We start from the raw sequence: 16,656 nt of genomic DNA, 5'->3' as shown, positions 1-16,656 counted from the left end.
TGATATGACGGTCATAGGGTCGGGAAAACTTCAGCACGCAGCGGCGGCAGACATGGATGATATTGACGAGCTCATGGCTTTGGCTCGGATGATCAGTTATGCAAAGGCGTTGGCGGAAGATTTGAAGATCGAACTGGGCGCTCAGTCTCTCGATCTGGCATTGACGGCGGTTACGCGGGAGCTGCGCAGGGCGACGGATGCCGATCTTCCCGGTCTGGAGCCGTTGCTCGCGGACATGAATATCGAGCTGCACTGATCAGCCCTGTGGCCAATGCCTCAGTCGTTGTTTCACTAAAGGTCGTTGAATGTCCTCTCATCCAAGATTCGTAGGCGCGGAAACAATGTTCGCAGAAACGAACTGAGACTCGGCAGGTGATTTCGCGCCTGTCGATGCGGTCAGCCGAAAGCTGCACCCAAACAATTCAGAGAGAGCCGATCGCGAGAATAAAGTCAGGTTGTCAATTTCGAGTTCACCGCGATACTTTCACGGCGAATGAACCGGCTCGGAATGACGACGCGCAGTTCTCGCCTTTCATCCGACTTTTCCATCCTGGCAATCAGGAATTCTGTCGCGGTCTCCCCGAGAGCCTCCATGGGTTGCTCGATCGTCGAGAGCGGGGGCGCACAATATTCGCACACCGGAGATCCGTCGAACGAGACGATCGACAGGTCCTCTGGTACGCGCCATCCCATCTTCTGAACCTTGCTCATGAAGGAGATTGCCATGTCGTCGCTCGTCGCCACGACAGCGGTCGGCTTTTCATCGAGCTTTGCAAAGTCTTCGGCAGCCTGCAGACCCGTTTCAAAGCCAAACTGGAAGGTGAATTGGCCACCGGCGCGCGTGACATGCTGTTCGGAAAGCCCCGCTTCCTGCAAGGCTTCGACGAGACCGGCATAGCGTTCGATGTCGTGATAGTTGCCCGTCGGGCCGGCGATGTAGAAGAAATGGCGGTGCCCGAGCGCCAGGAGCTCCCGACCAGCCTCTTTCACAGCCTGTCTGTCATTGGTGATGATGCTCGGAACAGAAGTATCGCTCATGTCGAGCAGAAGCGAAACGATCGGCAGTCCCGCCTCGGCAAGCGATCTGTTGGCGACTACCGGCAGCTGCGATGACAGGATCAGCGCGCCCCTCACCGTCCCTCCGAAGGCAAGATCAAGGATATGCCGCTCGGAACTTTCGTCACGATCGAGGTTGGCGATCATCAGATTGTAGCCGTTGCGGATAACCGTGCGATTCACGGCCTCGAGAACCTGGGGAATGATCTGGGATGCGCCATAATGCAGCGAGCCCGGCAGGATGATCATAATGACGTTCGACTTGCCGACACGCAGGTTGCGGGCAGCGGCATTAGGCGTATAGCCGAGTTGTTCTGCTGCGGCTGCAATCCTTGCTCTGGTCTTTTCGTTGACCCGCCCCGGATTGGCCAAAGCGCGGCTGACTGTGGAAGTTGCGACGCCCGCCAGACGTGCGACATCGGCCATCAGGGCGGATGATCCCTCTGTGGATAGGCTATCTTCGGTTTTCTTCATCATTCCATCCACTTAGCCCAGTGCAACCAAACTCTGTTCGGCTCACGAATCCCGTTATAGCAAACGATTGCCAAAAACTCGAAGAAAAGCGTTGCATATTTTATCGGCTTGACTAATATCCAGGCATGGCAATCGATTGCCAATTGCCAAAACATTGAATTCACTGGATAAAATTCGACGCGTGAGACACTCTTCGCGACGGATGAGCTATGCCTGGATGAAGGGGCTGAATAATGGCTGAGAGTGACAATCTGCGTTTTGGTGTGGACCTGGTCACCTTCTTTCACCCGGGCTTCTGGGGCGTCGACAGCTATGACGCAATCGTGGAACACGCGAAGTCTCAGCCGCGGCAGTTCTGGGACAAGATCCTCGATAGCATCCAGGCCTCGGGCGTGACCGGTGTCGAGCTGACCTTCTCTCCGTTCAACTGGCAGGATGCGATCAAGACCTACGGGTCTGTGGAGACCTTCGGCGCCGAGCTTTCTGCCCGCGGGCTCCAGCTCGCATCCGGCTTCTTCGCGGAGCTGGAGGCATCGGGCGACTTTACCGAGGCCGCCGCGCAGGCAGCCATCATCGCCAAGGCCGAACAATATGCCGATTTCATCAAGGCCTGCGGCGGCGATATCATGGTCATTGGCGCACCGATGCGTCAGACGCCAGGCGAAGAGCCCGTGCGTTTCCGCGATTTCGAACAGGCCAAGATCATCGCCGATTTCCTGAATCGGCTCGGAGCCATCCTTTACAAGAAGGGTGTCAAGCTCGCCGTGCATACGGAAGCGCATTCGATCTTTGCCGCTGCCCGCGACGTCGATCTTCTGATGCTGCTGACGGATCCGGCTTATGTGCACATGTGCCCGGACACGGCGCATATCATTCTCGAGGGTTCCGACCCGATCCAGCTCGTCGATCGCCATCACGAGCGCATGATCATCGCCCACTGGAAGGATGCGGTCGGCAAAATGCCGGCAGACACGCCGATCGGCACCGACATCCACGAGCGCCACCGTCCCTTTTTCTGTGGCTTCGGCCTTGGCCGCGTCGACTGGCCGGCCTGGATCCGCCTCTTGCGGGATCGCCAGTTCAATGGCTGGGCAATTCTCGAACTCGACGCCGCAGTTGATCCCGTTGGCGACATTGCCAACGGTCTGACCCTCGTGCGGCAGGCGCTGCTGCCGATCTATCGCTAACCGTAGCTTGCAACCAAACGGCCCCGCAAAGAGGGCCTATTCAAGAGGTGGAACAATGAAGAAAATGACGCTCCTGCTCGCCGGTACCATGCTGCTTGGCGCTGCCGGCCTTGCGAATGCAGACGACAAGCTGAAGGCCGAGGTCTTCACCTCCTGGACATCAGGCGGCGAGGGCCGCGCCGTCGAGGCCATCAAGAAGGAATTCGAAAAGCGCGGCGGTGTGTGGGAGAGCTCCACGATTGCCGGCTTCGAAAATGCCAATGCCGCATTCCAGAACCGCCTCGTCGCCGGTGATCCTCCGACCGCAAAACAGGTCGTCGTCGGCAAGGATCCGGCCGAATTCATCGAGCAGGGCCTGATGAACCCGATGGATGAAGTGGCGGCTGCCGGCAAGTGGAAGGATGCGCTTCCGAAGGCACTCTATGATTACATCACCTATGACGGCAAAGTTTATCTGACGCCGACCGGTATCCACGGTGAAAGCTGGATGTTCTATTCCAAGGACGCCTTCAGCAAGGCCGGGATCACCGAAGAGCCCAAGGACTGGAACACCTTCTTCGCCGACATGGACAAGCTGAAGGCCGCAGGCCTGACACCGATCGGCTGGGGCGGCCAAGGCTGGCAGGAGGTGAAGGTCTTCAACATGGTGCTCCTGTCCCAGGTGGGCATGGACGGTTTCATGAAGATCTATGCCGAAAAAGATCAGGCAGCCCTGACCTCCGACGGCGTCAAGAAAGCTCTCGAAATCTTCGGCAAAATGCGGGCCTATGTCGATGAAGGCTCTGCCGGCCGCAACTGGAACGACGCCACCGCCATGGTTATCACTGGCAAGGCCGGCGTGCAGTTCATGGGTGATTGGGCCAAGGGCGAATTCACGGCTGCCGGCAAAGTCGCCGACAAGGATTTCGGCTGCGCCATCTCTCCCGCTTCCCCAGGCCTGATCTATATCTCCGACGCTTTCGCTTATCTGAAGACGAACGACGCCAACCAGGACGCAGCGCAGAAGCTGCTTGCCGAGGTCGTCATGGACCCCGCAGTTCAAGTCGAATTCTCGCTGAACAAGGGCTCGATCCCCGCACGCATCGATGTCGACAAGTCCAAGTTCGACGCCTGCACCCAGAAGGGCATGGCCTTCATGGGCGAGGGCAAGATCGTTCCCGAACACGCCATCACCACGACGCCGGAGCAGGTGGGCGCTCTGACAGACTTCATCGGCGAATTCTGGGCTAATCCGTCCGCCGATGTCGATGCATCGGCTGCGCAGTTCGCCGCGATCTTCGAGTAAAATCAAACAAGCCTGTCGCCTGCACCGCACCACTGGTGCAGGCGACTTTCGAAGCCCCTTGCAAAGACGCTCTGATGAAACGGAAGCATAACCGCTCGAAGGCGGCGCTCATCGCTCTCATCCCGACCTGGGCTGCGGTGGTCGTCGTCTACCTCGGCACCATGGTCTGGTCGGTGACCCTGTCCTTCACCAATTCGCGGCTGTTCCCGTCGTGGAACTTCGTCGGGTTCGAGCAATATTCCAAGCTGTTTCAGACCGCCAAATGGCTGGTCTCCTTCCAGAACCTCATCATCTTCGGCGTGCTTTACGTCTTTGGCTGCCTGTTTGTCGGCTTCCTGCTTGCCGCCGCCCTCGATCGCAAGGTACGCTTCGAAAGCGCCTTCCGGACGATCTTCCTCTACCCCTATGCCATGTCCTTCGTCGTCACCGGCCTGATCTGGCAATGGATGATGAACCCGACGCTCGGCGTTCAGGCAAGCGTGCGTGCGCTTGGCTGGCAGGGTTTTTCCTTCGACTGGATCATCAACCGCGATCTTGCGATCTATGCGGTGGTGATCGCGGCCCTCTGGCAGGGCGCGGGCCTCGTCATGATCCTTGTGCTGGCCGGCATGCGCGGCATCGATGGCGAGCAGTGGCGCGCTGCCCGCATCGACGGCATTCCCGTCTGGCGCACCTATGTTTCGATCATCCTGCCGCAACTGACGCCGGCCTTTGCGGCGGCCGGCACGCTGCTCTCCATGGGCGTGATCAAGACCTATGATATCGTTGTGGCGCTCACCAATGGCGGACCGGGATCGGCAACAGAGGTGCCGGCGAAGTTCATCATGGACAATCTGTTCCAGCGTCAGAATCTCGGCCTTGCGACAGCAGCGGCGACCGTCCTGCTTTTAACCGTGCTGATCATCGTCGCACCCTTCCGCTATGCCCAACATATCCGCGCCCGGCGCCAGGCAGGTACGCTATGATCCATCCCCGCGGCCCTAGGCCGACGCAGATCACCGTCGCGCGCATCGGCCTATACGCCTTCCTCATCTCCGCCGCGCTGTTCTTCGCCGTGCCGCTTTACGTGATGATCGTCACGTCGCTGAAGACCATGGACGAGATCCGGCTGGGGCAGATTTTTGCCCTGCCGCTGCACCTGGATTTTACCGCCTGGAAGACGGCCTGGGCCGGCGCCTGTGCCGGGAGCGAATGCACCGGCGTGCGCATGGGCTTCCTGAATTCGGTGAAGATCACCGTGCCGGCCGTTGTCATCTCCGTCCTGATCGGCGCAATCAACGGTTATGCACTTTCCTTCTGGCGCCCGAAGGCAGGACGCCTGATGTTCGGCCTGCTGATGGCCGGCGCTCTGGTGCCCTACCAGATCTTTCTCTATCCGCTCGTGCGCGCCATGGCGGTGATGGGCTTCTACAACAGCCTCGGCGGCATTATTCTCGTGCATGTGCTGTTTGGCCTGCCGCTGGTGACGCTGCTTTTCCGCAACTATTTCGTCACCATTCCAGAAGAACTCTTCAAGGCAGCGCGCGTCGATGGCGCCGGCTTCTGGCGGATTTTCATCGAGATCATGCTGCCGATGGCGCTCCCGATGATCGTGGTCGCCTCGATGTTCCAGTTCACGGGCATCTGGAACGACTTCCTGCTCGGCGTCGTCTTTGCCGGACGCGACAATCTGCCGATGACAGTACAGCTCAACAACATCGTCAATACGACGATGGGCGAGCGCAACTACAACGTCAACATGGCGGCCACCATCCTCACCGCCATCATTCCGCTCGCCATCTATTTCCTGTCCGGACGCTGGTTCGTCCGCGGGATCGCGGCCGGCGCCGTCAAGGGGTAAGGCTGAATGCACTCTGCTGTTTCCATCAAGGACCTGAAGATCAGCTACGGCGACCATACGGTGATCGAGCAAATGTCGCTCGATATCGCACCGAAGGAATTCCTCGTCCTGCTCGGCCCGTCCGGCTGTGGCAAGTCGACCTTGCTGAACGCGATCGCCGGTCTTTCCGACATCACCGACGGGGAAATCTGGATTTCGGGGGAAAACGTGACCTGGGAAGAACCGAAGGACCGTGGCATCGGCATGGTGTTTCAGTCCTATGCGCTCTATCCCCGGATGTCGGTTCGCAAGAACCTCTCCTTCGGCCTCAGGGTCGCGGGCCTGCCGAAGCCGGAAATCGACAGCCGGGTCGAGCGAGCGGCATCGCTCCTGCATCTTGAAAAGCTGCTCGACCGCCGCCCGGCCGAGCTTTCCGGCGGCCAGCGCCAGCGCGTTGCGATCGGCCGCGCGCTGGTGCGCGAAGTCGACGTCTTCCTGTTCGACGAGCCGCTGTCGAACCTCGATGCCAAATTGCGCAACGAGCTGCGCGTCGAGATCAAGAAGCTGCACCAGCAGCTCGGCAACACGATGATCTACGTCACCCACGACCAGGTAGAGGCGCTCACACTTGCCGATCGCATCGCCATCATGCGCGATGGCGTAATCCAGCAATTGGGCACACCTGCGGAGATCTATCACCGGCCTGCCAATCTCTTCGTCGCCGGCTTCATCGGCGCGCCCTCGATGAATTTCATTCAAGGCAGCATCGAACGGGACGGCGATAAGGTGCTATTCAAGGCGGGCGACCTCACCCTCGACATGTCTGGTTACGCTTTTGCCGCAAGGCCGCAGGCCTGCCCGGTAACGCTTGGCGTGCGTCCGGAACATCTGAGTATCCGACCGGAAGCCGGGGACACCGCGCTTCATGCAGCCGTCTCAGTCCTGGAGCCGATGGGTTCCGATACGGTTGTCTGGCTCACCTGGAAAGACACGACCCTGTCGCTGCGGGTGATGGGCGATCTCTCGCTCCAACCGGGCAATGTCATCGGCATCGGTCTCGATCTCTCCAGGGCATCGCTTTTTGCAGGGGACGGCAATCGCCTCTGAGCCGTGCTCTCCCGGCAGCAGAGAGATCGCGCTGCCCGTCCCATTCCATTGATGAAGTCAGGTTTTGAACGACATGTCTGAGAAAGTGTATGATGCGCTGGTGATCGGCTCCGGCGCGGCCGGCTCCTTTGCTGCCATGGAATTGACGGCCAATGGTCTATCCGTCCTGCTTCTCGAAGCCGGCCCTGAGATCAGCAAGAAAGATTTCGATCCCACCCGCAAGAAACCGCCCGCAAGCGCCATCAATATCTGGGAGCGCGCACGGGCGACCATCAAGGGCCAGCCGGTGCAGGCGCGTGCCGCCTTCTTCACCGAGCGCTTCAGCCGCTTCTTCGTCAATGACCGGAATAACCCCTATACCACGCCGCGCGGCGAACCCTTCCTGTGGATCCGCGGCCGGCAGTCGGGTGGGCGACTGCACAGTTTCGGGCGCGTGCTGCTGCGCTGGAGCGACGACGATTTCAAGATTGAAAGCCGCAGCGGCCGCGGCGTCGACTGGCCCGTCTCCTATGACGAACTAGCCCCCTTCTATGCCGAAGCCGAAAGCCAGCTTGGCCTCTACGGCAATCAGGATCATGTCTCGACCTTGCCGGACGGCGTCTATTCCCGCCCCGCCAAGCTGACACCGGCCGAAGAGCTCTTCAAGAAGACTGTCGAAAGCCAGGCGCCCGAACGGCATGTCGTATCCTGGCGTTATATCGCGCCGGACGCCGAGCGCGTGCCGCGCCCGCTGCGGGAGGCGCTCGCCAGCGGCAAGTTGACCATCCGCCACGATGCGATCGTGCGCCGCATTACCACGGATGCGAAGACAGGTCGGGCGACGGGCGCAGAATACGTTGATCGCAATTCCGGCAGCGTCCATGCGGTCAAGGCCGAAAACGTCGTCCTCTGCGCCTCGCCGATCGAAAGCGTTCGCCTGCTCCTGAATTCGGCATCGGCAAGGCACCCGAACGGGCTTGGCAATAGTTCGGGCACGCTCGGTCGCTATTTCATGGACCAGCTGCCTTGTCTGGCCTTTGGAACCTTTGCGCCTGCCCGTGGCTGGTCGCATGACGATTCGGCGCCGCAGGATCCGTTCTACAATCCGTCGGGCGGGATCTTCGTCCCGCGCTTCGACAATGTGGAAGGAAAGGCGCCGCGCGGCGACTTCGCCTATCAGGGCAGCGTCGGCCGCGCGCCGGTCGGCGATAACGAGCCATCGAGCCTTGCCTTCTTCGGCTTCGGCCTGATGCTGCCGCACGCCGACAATCGCATTACTCTCGATGCCAGCCACAAGGATGCCTGGGGCATTCCGGTACCGCATATCCGCTGCGTGATGCATGAGCCCGAGCAGGAGCTGATCCGCAAGCAGGAAATGACCCTGATCGACATGGTGAAGAGTGCCGGCGGCGAGCTAGACTTCATCGGATCCCCGCTTGGCCTGAGAGAAATGGGCCGTGGCGCCTTCCCGGATGCCGACCCTTTAAGCCGTTTCCTGTTCCGCAAGTGGTTCCGAAAGACCATGTGCATGGGTGCGGCAATCCATGAAAGCGGCGGCGCGCGCATGGGCACTTCGCCGGAAAACTCCGTCCTCAACGAATGGAACCAGAGCTGGGACGTGCCCAATCTTCTTGTGACCGACGCGAGCGCCTTTGCCGGTGGCGGAACGGCGGGTACGACCTTGACCGTCATGGCCCTGACTCTTCGCGCCTGCCGGAAGCTCGCGGCGCAGTACCGCGGATCTGCCGGCGTCTCCAAACGCCGTGAAGTGTTGGGATGACTGGAGCGACACCGAAGACTAGGCCGGGCTGGCGGCCAGCGCGATCGAGTCGGCCACGTCGTTTAGCCGATCAGACAATATGGCCGTCGCCACGCGGAGATGTGCGCTTGGAAGGATGGAAAATTTAGCACCGGGATGAACCGCAATACCTCGCGCCGCCAGCGTGACCATCGCGAAAGGTTCGGATGCGACCGGCACCCAGGCACACAGGCCGCTGCCATGTTGCACTTCGATCCCACGTCCCTCCAGGGCGTCGACCAGATCGGCCCGACGCTGGAAATAGATATCGCGAGAGTGTTGCAGCGAGGTTTGCGTCACGGGATCCCGCAGAAGCCAGGCGGTGGCCGCCTGAAGGATGCGGCTTGTCCAGCCGGCGCTGAAGCTACGGTAGGACTGGATCTGTTCGACGATCGCCCGCGAGCTTGAGAGCACAGCAAGCCTGAGATCCGGACCATGCGTCTTCGAATAGGAGAGAATGTGAATGGTCCGATCGGCAAACCGGCCACCGAGCGAATGACGCGGAGCCGTGGAAATGTCAGCAATGCCGTCATCTTCGACGATCAAGGTGTCCGTGCCGTCGAGAATGTCTCCAAGTCGTTGCAACCGCTCGCTGCTGACGTGCTGGCCAGTCACCGAATGAAGCCGCGGCTGGAAAATGAAGGCGACCGGCCGCAGCTTCATTGCGGCCTCGAGAGACGAAGGCAGCGGCCCTTCCCGATCGCACTGGACGGGAATGATCTGCACGCCGCGGTCCTCCAGAATATCAAGAAGCCGCATGGCGGTCGGATCTTCGATTGCAACGGACGCACCGGGCATGACGAGCGCCTGGATAAGCGTGTAGACCGCATTATAGCCTCCGTTCGTCGCCAGCAATGCCTCCGGTTCGTATGGCCAAGTCTTTCGGACAGCCTCTTCGAGTTCCGGAAGAATGCGGCTTCGCTCGTAGCTGTTGAGATTTTCGGCCGACGCTCCATAGGCCATGGCTTCGGTAAGCTTTGGCAAAAGCCGGACATCCGGCACGGCCGATGTCAGGTCGAGGACGTCGGCTCCATAACGGCCGGAACTGCCGAGCCGTTCGGGTTTCGCCACGAAACGATCGCCGCTCACCCAGGTGCCGTTCCGTCCCCTGCCGGTAATGATTTTCTGGCGTCTCAGCTCGCTCCAGGCCTCGGAGATCGTCGCCGGACTGATCCCGAGCGCAAAGGCGAGATCGCGGATCGGTGGCAGCTTCGTTCCGACGGGGAGCGCCCCGGCGCGGATCAAGGCACTGGTTTCAATCGCAATTCCTCGAATTGTCCGATCGGTCAATTTTTGGGCAAACCATGCCGCGTCGATAATATCGCTCATTTAATCGCCACTTTTAATGTTCAATAACGTAATAACATTTGATCAGATAATTTTGAACATTTAATTGTTCCGAAAACAAGGTCTTTGCGAGTGAATGCCGATGCCCCTTAGCCTCCGACTTGCCCTGCGTGACTGGGACTACATGACGCCCCTGGTTCTCGGCGATGTCTCCTCTCCCAAGCTTGACATCAAGGTCGACCGCGTCGGCACATTGCTCTCGCATCTCGGAAAAAGCGACCACTACGATGTCGCGGAAATGTCCTTCAGCCGCTATACACAGCTGCGCATTGATGGCGACGAGAGCGTCGTCGGCATTCCGAACTTCATCATGCGCGGCTTCCGTCACCGCTGCATCATCACCCGCAAGGACGGCCCCATCACCGAACTCGGCCAACTGGCCGGAAAGCGTATCGGCGTCACCGGATGGCGCGACTCCGGCAACACCTGGACCAGAGCAGCACTGCGCCGCGAGGGCGTCGGCGTCGAGGATGCCATGTGGTATGCGGGCCGCCTGACGGAAGCGCATCCGGTCGTCGATCGCCTAGACGGGTTCGGCCGGCCCGGCCGCATCGAAGCGGCTCCTGGCGAGCGCCCCATGGTCGACCTGCTCAAGGAAGGCTTCCTTGATGCGATCTTCACGCCTTTCATGCCTGACGGCTACTTCGGCGGAGGATCGCCGTTCCGGCAAGTCGTTTCCGATTTCAGAGGTGCCGAACGTCGATATTTCGATGATGTGGGCTATGTTCCCGGCATGCATCTGATCGGCATCAAAGCGGACATCGTCGCGCAGAACCCGTGGGTGATCGAGGAGCTCAGCAAGCTGATCGATGAATCGCAGCGGATGTGGCTGAGCAAACGCCGCAAATACGCCGACACCTCGCCCTTCATGATGGACGAACTGTTGAAGTCGGCAGCCGAGCTTCCGGTCGGCTGGGAGGCCAGCGGCTTTGCGGTCAACCGCAAGATGATCGCCGACTTCGCCAGCGAGCTTCACGTCCAGGGCATCCTGCCGCAGCTGATGACGCCGGAAGACCTCTTCTCCTTCGATGTGGACGGTAGCCGCATCGGGTGAACGCAACACGAAACGCATAAATTCGAACCAAACAGGGGAAATGAACAATGTCGATCAGGAAAATTGCATGCCTTGCTCTGACGAGCGTGGTGATCTCGGGAACGGCCTTCGCTGAAGATGCGGCCCTGCCCAAGCTTTCCGTCAACGACGCGCTTCATGCGCAGTTGCCCGAAGCGATCCGCACATCTGGCAAGATGATCTCCGTCAACAATGGCTCGTTTCCTCCCTATGAAATCGTCACGGGCACCGAGATGAGCGGCGCCAGCGCCGATCTGACCGACGCGCTCGGCCAGGTTCTCGGCGTCGAGATCGAGCATGAGACCGTGGGCGGTCTGCCGGCGCTGCTGGCTGGCGTCAACTCGGGCCGCTATCAGTTTGCCTTCGGTCCCGTCGGCGATTTCAAGAGCCGCGAAGAGTCCAACGACTTCGTCGATTGGGTGCAGGAATTTGTGGTCTTCTCGGTGCAGAAGGGCAATCCGAAGAGCATCACCTCGCTCGATACCGCCTGCGGCAACCGCATCGCCGTCATGGCCGGCGGTTCGGCCGAAAAGGTCATCCAGGTGCAGGCCGAAAAGTGCAAGACCGATGGCAAGGGCGCGATCGAGGTACAGTCCTTCACCGACCAGCCGAGCTCTATCCTTGCCGTCCGCTCCAAGCGGTCTGATGCCTTCTTCTCCTCCCAGGCGCCGCTCACCTATTTCGTGTCGCAGGCCAACGGCCAGTTGGAACTGACCGGTGTCGGACAGAAGAACGGTTTTGAGAATCTCTATCAGGGCGCGGTTGTCGCGAAGGGCTCGCCGCTTGGCCCAGTCCTGCGCGATGCAGTGAAGGTGCTGATGGACAATGGCACCTATGCCGCGATCATGAAGAAGTGGGGCCTTGAGAACAACATGATCAAGGAGCCCGGCATCAACCTCGGTGGGACGCTTCCGAAATGAGCACACAAATACAAACACTCGCATCGCCCCCTGGCGATGCGAGAAGCCGGGATGTGGCCCATGCCCACAAGCCCTTCCCCAAAGGCCGCGTTGCGGCCTGGGCCATCACGTTTGCGATCGCCGCCTACTGGGCTTGGTCGGTCGCGCTTAATGAGAATTTCGGCTGGCCGGTCGTCGCACATTATTTCTTCGACCCCACCGTCATCAGCGGCCTTTACGTCTCGCTTGGCCTGACGGTCGTCGCGATGATCATCGGCATCGCGCTCGGCCTCGTGCTGGCCGTCGCGAGAATGTCCAGCGATCGCCTGGCAAGTTCGCTTGCCTCGCTGTTCATCTGGTTCTTCCGCGGAACACCGCTCCTGGTGCAGCTGATCTTCTGGTACAATCTTTCGACGCTCTTTCCGACACTGTCGATCGGCATTCCGTTCGGCCCGACCTTCATGAGCTGGGATACGAATTCGGTGATCAGCCCGATGACGGCTGCGATTGCCGGTCTCGCACTCAATGAGTCCGCCTATATGGCCGAAATCATCCGCGGCGGGTTGCTTTCGGTGGACAAGGGTCAGTTCGAGACGGCGGAAGCCTTCGGCATGACGCGCATCCGCGCCCTTCGCCGCATCATCATTCCACAGGCCATGCGCTCGATCGTTCCGCCGACCGGCAACCAGCTGATCAGCATGATCAAGGCGACCTCGCTCGTCAGCGTCATCGCCATGGCTGATCTCCTCTATTCGGTGCAGTCGATCTACAACCGCACCTTCGAGATCGTGCCGATGCTGCTGGTTGCCGTCCTCTGGTACCTGCTCATCACGTCGGTCCTGAATGTCGGCCAGGCCTATATCGAGCGCTACTACAGCCGCGGCGATCGCCGCACGGGCGCCGCCAAGCCTGTAAAGGAAGCGGCTGTCATGGCACAGGCAACGGAGGCAGGCGTATGAACGAGATCTCCACTATCGAGCCTCTCGTCAAGGCACGCAACGTCCACAAGTCCTTCGCAGATCTGGAAGTGCTGAAGGGTATCGATCTCGACGTCGCGCCCGGTGAGGTCGTCGTTGTCCTTGGCCCCTCCGGCTCCGGCAAATCGACGTTCTTGCGCTGTATCAACCACCTCGAATCCATCAACCAGGGTTCAATCGAGGTGGACGGTGAACAGATCGGCTACCGCCTGCACAAGGACCGGCTGCTGCAGCTGTCGAACCATGCGATCGCCCTGCAGCGGCGAAAGATCGGCATGGTGTTCCAGCAGTTCAATCTCTACCCGCATATGACGGCGCTGCAGAACATCATCGAGGCACCGGTCGGCATACACGGTGAAAGCCGCAAGGCCGCGACCGAAAATGCGCTGAGGCTCCTGGAACGGGTCGGGCTTTCAGCCAAGGCCGACAGCTACCCGCGCCAGCTTTCCGGCGGCCAGCAGCAGCGCGTGGCGATTGCCCGCGCGCTCGCCATCAAGCCGAAGCTGATGCTCTTCGACGAGCCGACCTCGGCACTCGACCCCGAACTGGTCGGCGAGGTTCTCGCCACCATGCGGGATCTTGCAAACCAGGGTCTGACGATGATCGTTGTCACCCACGAGATCGGTTTCGCGCGGGAAGCGGCCGACCGCGTCGTCTTCATGGATGACGGCAAGGTCGTGGAAGAGGGCAAGCCGGAAGACGTGATCGGCAACCCGCAGCACCCCCGCACCAGAAGTTTCCTGTCGCGCTTTATCTAGCGCGGCGGCTCCTCCATGCTCTTGCCCTGCGGGCTGGTTCTACCGTGAGCCGGCCGGCGATACCGCGCCCATGAAACTGGAATTGCCATGTCCCTCGATAATGATTTTGCCCGCCTCTCCGATTTCGAACCGATGGAAGCCGAGCTGACGGCCGTCCGCCGGCATCTGCACGCTCATCCAGAGCTCTCCTTCGAGGAGGCCGAGACCGCGCGTTTTGTTGCCGAAAAGCTCGAATCCTGGGGGTATGACGTCACCCGCAACGTCGGCGGCCATGGCGTGGTTGCGCGCATGACGGTCGGCGCCGGAAAGAAGAGCATCGCCATCCGCGCCGACATGGACGCTCTGCCGATCACCGAGGAGACCGGCCGCCCCTATGCCAGCACGGTTGCCGGCAAGATGCATGCCTGCGGACATGACGGCCACACGACGATACTTCTCGGTGCAGCCGAATATCTGGCACGCACGCGCCGCTTCAACGGCACCGTCAATCTCATTTTCCAGCCCGCCGAGGAGGCAGGTGCGCTGAGTGGTGCGCCCGCAATGATCGCTGACGGGCTGTTCGAACGCTTTCCCTTCGACGTTATCTTTGGTCTGCACAATCATCCCGGCGCACCCGAAGGCACCTGGCTGATGCGGTCGGGCCCCCTGATGGCGGCTGCCGACAGCGCTGAGATCATCATCAGGGGCAAGGGTGGCCACGCCTCGCGGCCGCATCTGACCGTCGATCCGGTGGTCGTTGCCTGCAACCTCGTCGTCAGCCTGCAATCGGTCGTTTCCCGCAGCATCGATCCGACACAAACCGCGGTCGTCACGGTCGGCGCGATCCATGCCGGCGAGGCCGCAAACGTCATCCCCGAAAATGCAAAACTGCTGCTCAGCATTCGCTCCTTCGACCCGAAGGTGCGCGAGACGCTGGAGGCCAGGATCCGCAGGCTCGCCGAGACGATCGCCGACGGTTACGGCGCAACCGCCGAAATCGAATACACTCGCGGACACCCCGTGGTCGTCAATTCGGAGGCGGAAACCGAATTCGCCCGCATGGTCGCAGAAGAGCTCGTCGGTGCTGACAAGGTCGCTCTCTGCAACCTCATTCCCGGCAGTGAGGACTTCTCGCATTTCCTCGAGCACAAGCCCGGCAGCTTCCTGCGGCTTGGCAACGGTGTGGAATCCGCGATCCTGCACAGCGCCAAATACGACTTTGCCGACAAATCCCTGACGGTGGGTGCCGCGATGTGGGCGCGCTTGACCGAACGCTATCTCGACAACTGAGGCATCTCGGCGACAGGCCGTGAACTCTCGCGCCTTTGCGTTCGCGGCGCAAACATTGCGAAGCCGTCCTGCGCTACCAGGCCGGAAACGGATCTTCGAGGCCGGCCCAATCACGCGGATCGGCGCTGGCGAGGCAATCGTCCAACGCGGTCCGCACACCTGTCTCGTCCATACCAACGCCAATGAACACCAGTTCCTGCCGGCGGTCGCCCCAGGCGCTGTCCCATCGGCTCTGCAGGTGCTGATGAAACTGCTGATGGCTCGGCCAGTCCTGCCGGGGAACAGCTGCCCACCAGAGCCCCATGGGTTCGCAACGCCGCTGCACCCCTGCAGCCGACATAAGGCCTACGTGACGCGGGCGCGTGGCAAGCCAGAAATGGCCCTTGGCGCGAAGCACCCCTGGCCAGGGCTCGTCCAGGAATGCCCGAAACCGCTTGGGGTCGAAGGGGCGCCTCGTGCGGTAGACAAAGCTCGATACCCCGTATTCCTCCGTTTCCGGAACATGCTCGCCCGGGCTGTACAATTCCTTGTGCCACAAGGGATGTGCGGCGGCTTTTTCTTCATCGAAGAGGCCGGTATTGAGAACGGTTGCCAGAGAAACTCTGCCGAGATCCGTCTCTACCTGACGCGCATCCGGGTTGAGAGACGCAACAATCTTGCGGACCTCGGCGCGGACCTCTTCAGTCGCATCCGAGATCTTGTTGATCACAACGACATCGGCAAACTCGATCTGGTCGACCAGCAGGTCGATTAGGGTGCGCCGGTCCTCACCGTCCCGTTGCAAGCCGCGGTCGGCAAGCAGATCGGCGCTACTGTAGTCGACTAACAGGTTTGCAGCGTCGACCACCGTGACCATCGTGTCTAGTCTGGCAAAATCGGAAAGCGAAACGCCGTTTTCATCGCAGAAGGAAAAGGTTGCCGCGATGGGGCGCGGCTCGGCAATGCCGGTCCCTTCGATCAACAGATAGTCGTATCGCCCTTCTTCGGCCAGTCGCCGCACTTCCGTGAGCAGATCGTTGCGCAGGGTGCAGCATATGCAGCCATTGCTGAGCTCGACCAATGTCTCCGTCGTATGCGACAGGTTGCAGCTACCGTCTCGAATGAGGCTTGCGTCTATGTTCACTTCACTCATGTCGTTGACGATGACGGCAACCCGCAGGCCTTCACGATTGTTCAGGACGTGACTGAGAAGCGTCGTCTTACCAGCGCCGAGAAAACCGGCGAGCACGGTTACCGGGAGCCGCTCGATGCTGTTCATCGGCATGCCCTGAATGTGAGCACTCGGAGCGGTCGGTATTTGCGTCGTATGAGCCTCATTCGAATCCCGTTCGTAGCCTCCTTCCCGATGCGTCATGCGGCAAGCTGAGGGCGGAAGACCACATCGGCATAGTAATTCGCTGAATCATAGGTGTTGGTCGGGAAGAGCCCCGCGGTGGCGGACCCGCCATAGGCATAGACGCCATTGCCACCGGCCAAAGCGCTTGACTGAGCCGTCAGCGGCCCATTTGTCACCGCACTGTTGAAGAAGCCGTCCGTCGCCACATAGGCACCTGTCGTGTGGTAGGAGGCGACATAGTTGGTGTTGGCGGTGATGGTAACCGGTGTTGTAAAGTTCACGGTTTGCCAGCC

The 16,656-nt window shown here is 60.4% G+C and carries 16 protein-coding genes; 12 read left to right on the top strand and 4 right to left on the bottom strand.

Annotated elements, in window-relative coordinates; genetic code table 11:
- Window positions 1–4 precede the first annotated feature (4 nt).
- The gene (locus tag J2X71_RS11445) at window positions 5–256 is read left to right on the top strand and encodes a hypothetical protein (RefSeq protein ID WP_310382209.1); all 252 of its coding nucleotides are present in this window, start codon (window positions 5–7) and stop codon (window positions 254–256) included.
- A 194-nt stretch (window positions 257–450) separates the two neighbouring features.
- Here J2X71_RS11445 and J2X71_RS11440 read toward each other — a convergent pair whose 3' ends face one another.
- The gene (locus J2X71_RS11440; protein ID WP_310382717.1) at window positions 451–1,530 is read right to left on the bottom strand and encodes a LacI family DNA-binding transcriptional regulator; all 1,080 of its coding nucleotides are present in this window, start codon (window positions 1,528–1,530) and stop codon (window positions 451–453) included.
- Window positions 1,531–1,763: 233 nt separating this feature from the next.
- On the opposite strand from J2X71_RS11440, the gene J2X71_RS11435 reads away from it, so the two are divergent.
- The 6 genes from J2X71_RS11435 (at window position 1,764) to J2X71_RS11410 (ending at window position 8,687) form a co-directional block, all read left to right on the top strand.
- Window positions 1,764–2,717, top strand: a complete 954-nt coding sequence (locus J2X71_RS11435) for a sugar phosphate isomerase/epimerase (RefSeq protein WP_310382208.1) — start codon at window positions 1,764–1,766, stop codon at window positions 2,715–2,717.
- 55 nt (window positions 2,718–2,772) lie between these two features.
- Window positions 2,773–4,002 carry an ABC transporter substrate-binding protein gene (locus J2X71_RS11430; RefSeq protein WP_310382207.1) on the top strand — a complete coding sequence of 410 codons (1,230 nt, stop codon included), beginning with the start codon at window positions 2,773–2,775 and terminating at the stop codon, window positions 4,000–4,002.
- A 74-nt stretch (window positions 4,003–4,076) separates the two neighbouring features.
- Window positions 4,077–4,967: a sugar ABC transporter permease gene (locus J2X71_RS11425; protein ID WP_310382206.1), complete on the top strand. Its 891-nt coding sequence runs from the start codon at window positions 4,077–4,079 to the stop codon at window positions 4,965–4,967.
- The gene (locus J2X71_RS11420) at window positions 4,964–5,842 is read left to right on the top strand and encodes a carbohydrate ABC transporter permease (protein WP_310382205.1); all 879 of its coding nucleotides are present in this window, start codon (window positions 4,964–4,966) and stop codon (window positions 5,840–5,842) included. Before J2X71_RS11425 ends, J2X71_RS11420 begins: the two co-directional genes overlap by 4 nt.
- A gap of 6 nt (window positions 5,843–5,848) precedes the next feature.
- Window positions 5,849–6,928, top strand: a complete 1,080-nt coding sequence (locus tag J2X71_RS11415) for a sn-glycerol-3-phosphate ABC transporter ATP-binding protein UgpC (protein ID WP_310382204.1) — start codon at window positions 5,849–5,851, stop codon at window positions 6,926–6,928.
- A 73-nt stretch (window positions 6,929–7,001) separates the two neighbouring features.
- Window positions 7,002–8,687, top strand: coding sequence for a GMC family oxidoreductase (locus J2X71_RS11410; RefSeq protein WP_310382203.1), 1,686 nt, complete (start codon window positions 7,002–7,004; stop codon window positions 8,685–8,687).
- Between the two features lie 18 nt (window positions 8,688–8,705).
- On the opposite strand, the gene J2X71_RS11405 is transcribed toward J2X71_RS11410, so the two are convergent.
- Window positions 8,706–10,034 (bottom strand): aminotransferase class I/II-fold pyridoxal phosphate-dependent enzyme, encoded by a 1,329-nt coding sequence (locus J2X71_RS11405; protein WP_310382202.1) that lies wholly within the window; start codon window positions 10,032–10,034, stop codon window positions 8,706–8,708.
- A gap of 100 nt (window positions 10,035–10,134) precedes the next feature.
- On the opposite strand from J2X71_RS11405, the gene J2X71_RS11400 reads away from it, so the two are divergent.
- From J2X71_RS11400 to J2X71_RS11380, 5 genes are all read left to right on the top strand, one after another.
- Entirely contained in the window at window positions 10,135–11,106 is a 972-nt protein-coding gene (locus J2X71_RS11400) for a nitrate ABC transporter substrate-binding protein (protein WP_310382201.1), read from the top strand.
- Window positions 11,107–11,153: 47 nt separating this feature from the next.
- A complete protein-coding gene (locus J2X71_RS11395; RefSeq protein ID WP_310382200.1) occupies window positions 11,154–12,044 on the top strand; it encodes an ABC transporter substrate-binding protein in 891 nt (296 codons plus the stop codon).
- On the top strand, window positions 12,041–12,982 hold the full coding sequence (locus J2X71_RS11390) for an amino acid ABC transporter permease (protein ID WP_310382199.1): 942 nt from the start codon (window positions 12,041–12,043) through the stop codon (window positions 12,980–12,982). The genes J2X71_RS11395 and J2X71_RS11390 overlap by 4 nt, the downstream gene beginning before the upstream one ends.
- Entirely contained in the window at window positions 12,979–13,758 is a 780-nt protein-coding gene (locus J2X71_RS11385) for an amino acid ABC transporter ATP-binding protein (RefSeq protein ID WP_310382198.1), read from the top strand. Before J2X71_RS11390 ends, J2X71_RS11385 begins: the two co-directional genes overlap by 4 nt.
- Before the next feature lie 87 nt (window positions 13,759–13,845).
- Entirely contained in the window at window positions 13,846–15,027 is a 1,182-nt protein-coding gene (locus J2X71_RS11380; protein WP_310382197.1) for a M20 aminoacylase family protein, read from the top strand.
- Between the two features lie 73 nt (window positions 15,028–15,100).
- Here the strand turns inward: J2X71_RS11380 and J2X71_RS11375 are convergent, their stop codons facing one another.
- Both J2X71_RS11375 and J2X71_RS11370 read right to left on the bottom strand, forming a co-directional pair.
- The gene (locus J2X71_RS11375; RefSeq protein WP_310382196.1) at window positions 15,101–16,285 is read right to left on the bottom strand and encodes a GTP-binding protein; all 1,185 of its coding nucleotides are present in this window, start codon (window positions 16,283–16,285) and stop codon (window positions 15,101–15,103) included.
- A gap of 92 nt (window positions 16,286–16,377) precedes the next feature.
- Window positions 16,378–16,656 (bottom strand): DUF4082 domain-containing protein (locus tag J2X71_RS11370; protein ID WP_310382195.1); only part of this gene is annotated, 279 nt, incomplete at its 5' end.

The sequence above is a fragment of the Rhizobium sp. 1399 genome (assembly GCF_031455475.1).
In the GTDB taxonomy this organism is placed as follows: domain Bacteria; phylum Pseudomonadota; class Alphaproteobacteria; order Rhizobiales; family Rhizobiaceae; genus Rhizobium.
Note: the sequence above shows the minus strand (reverse complement) of the source record. Positions and strands in the feature narration are given on the sequence as shown.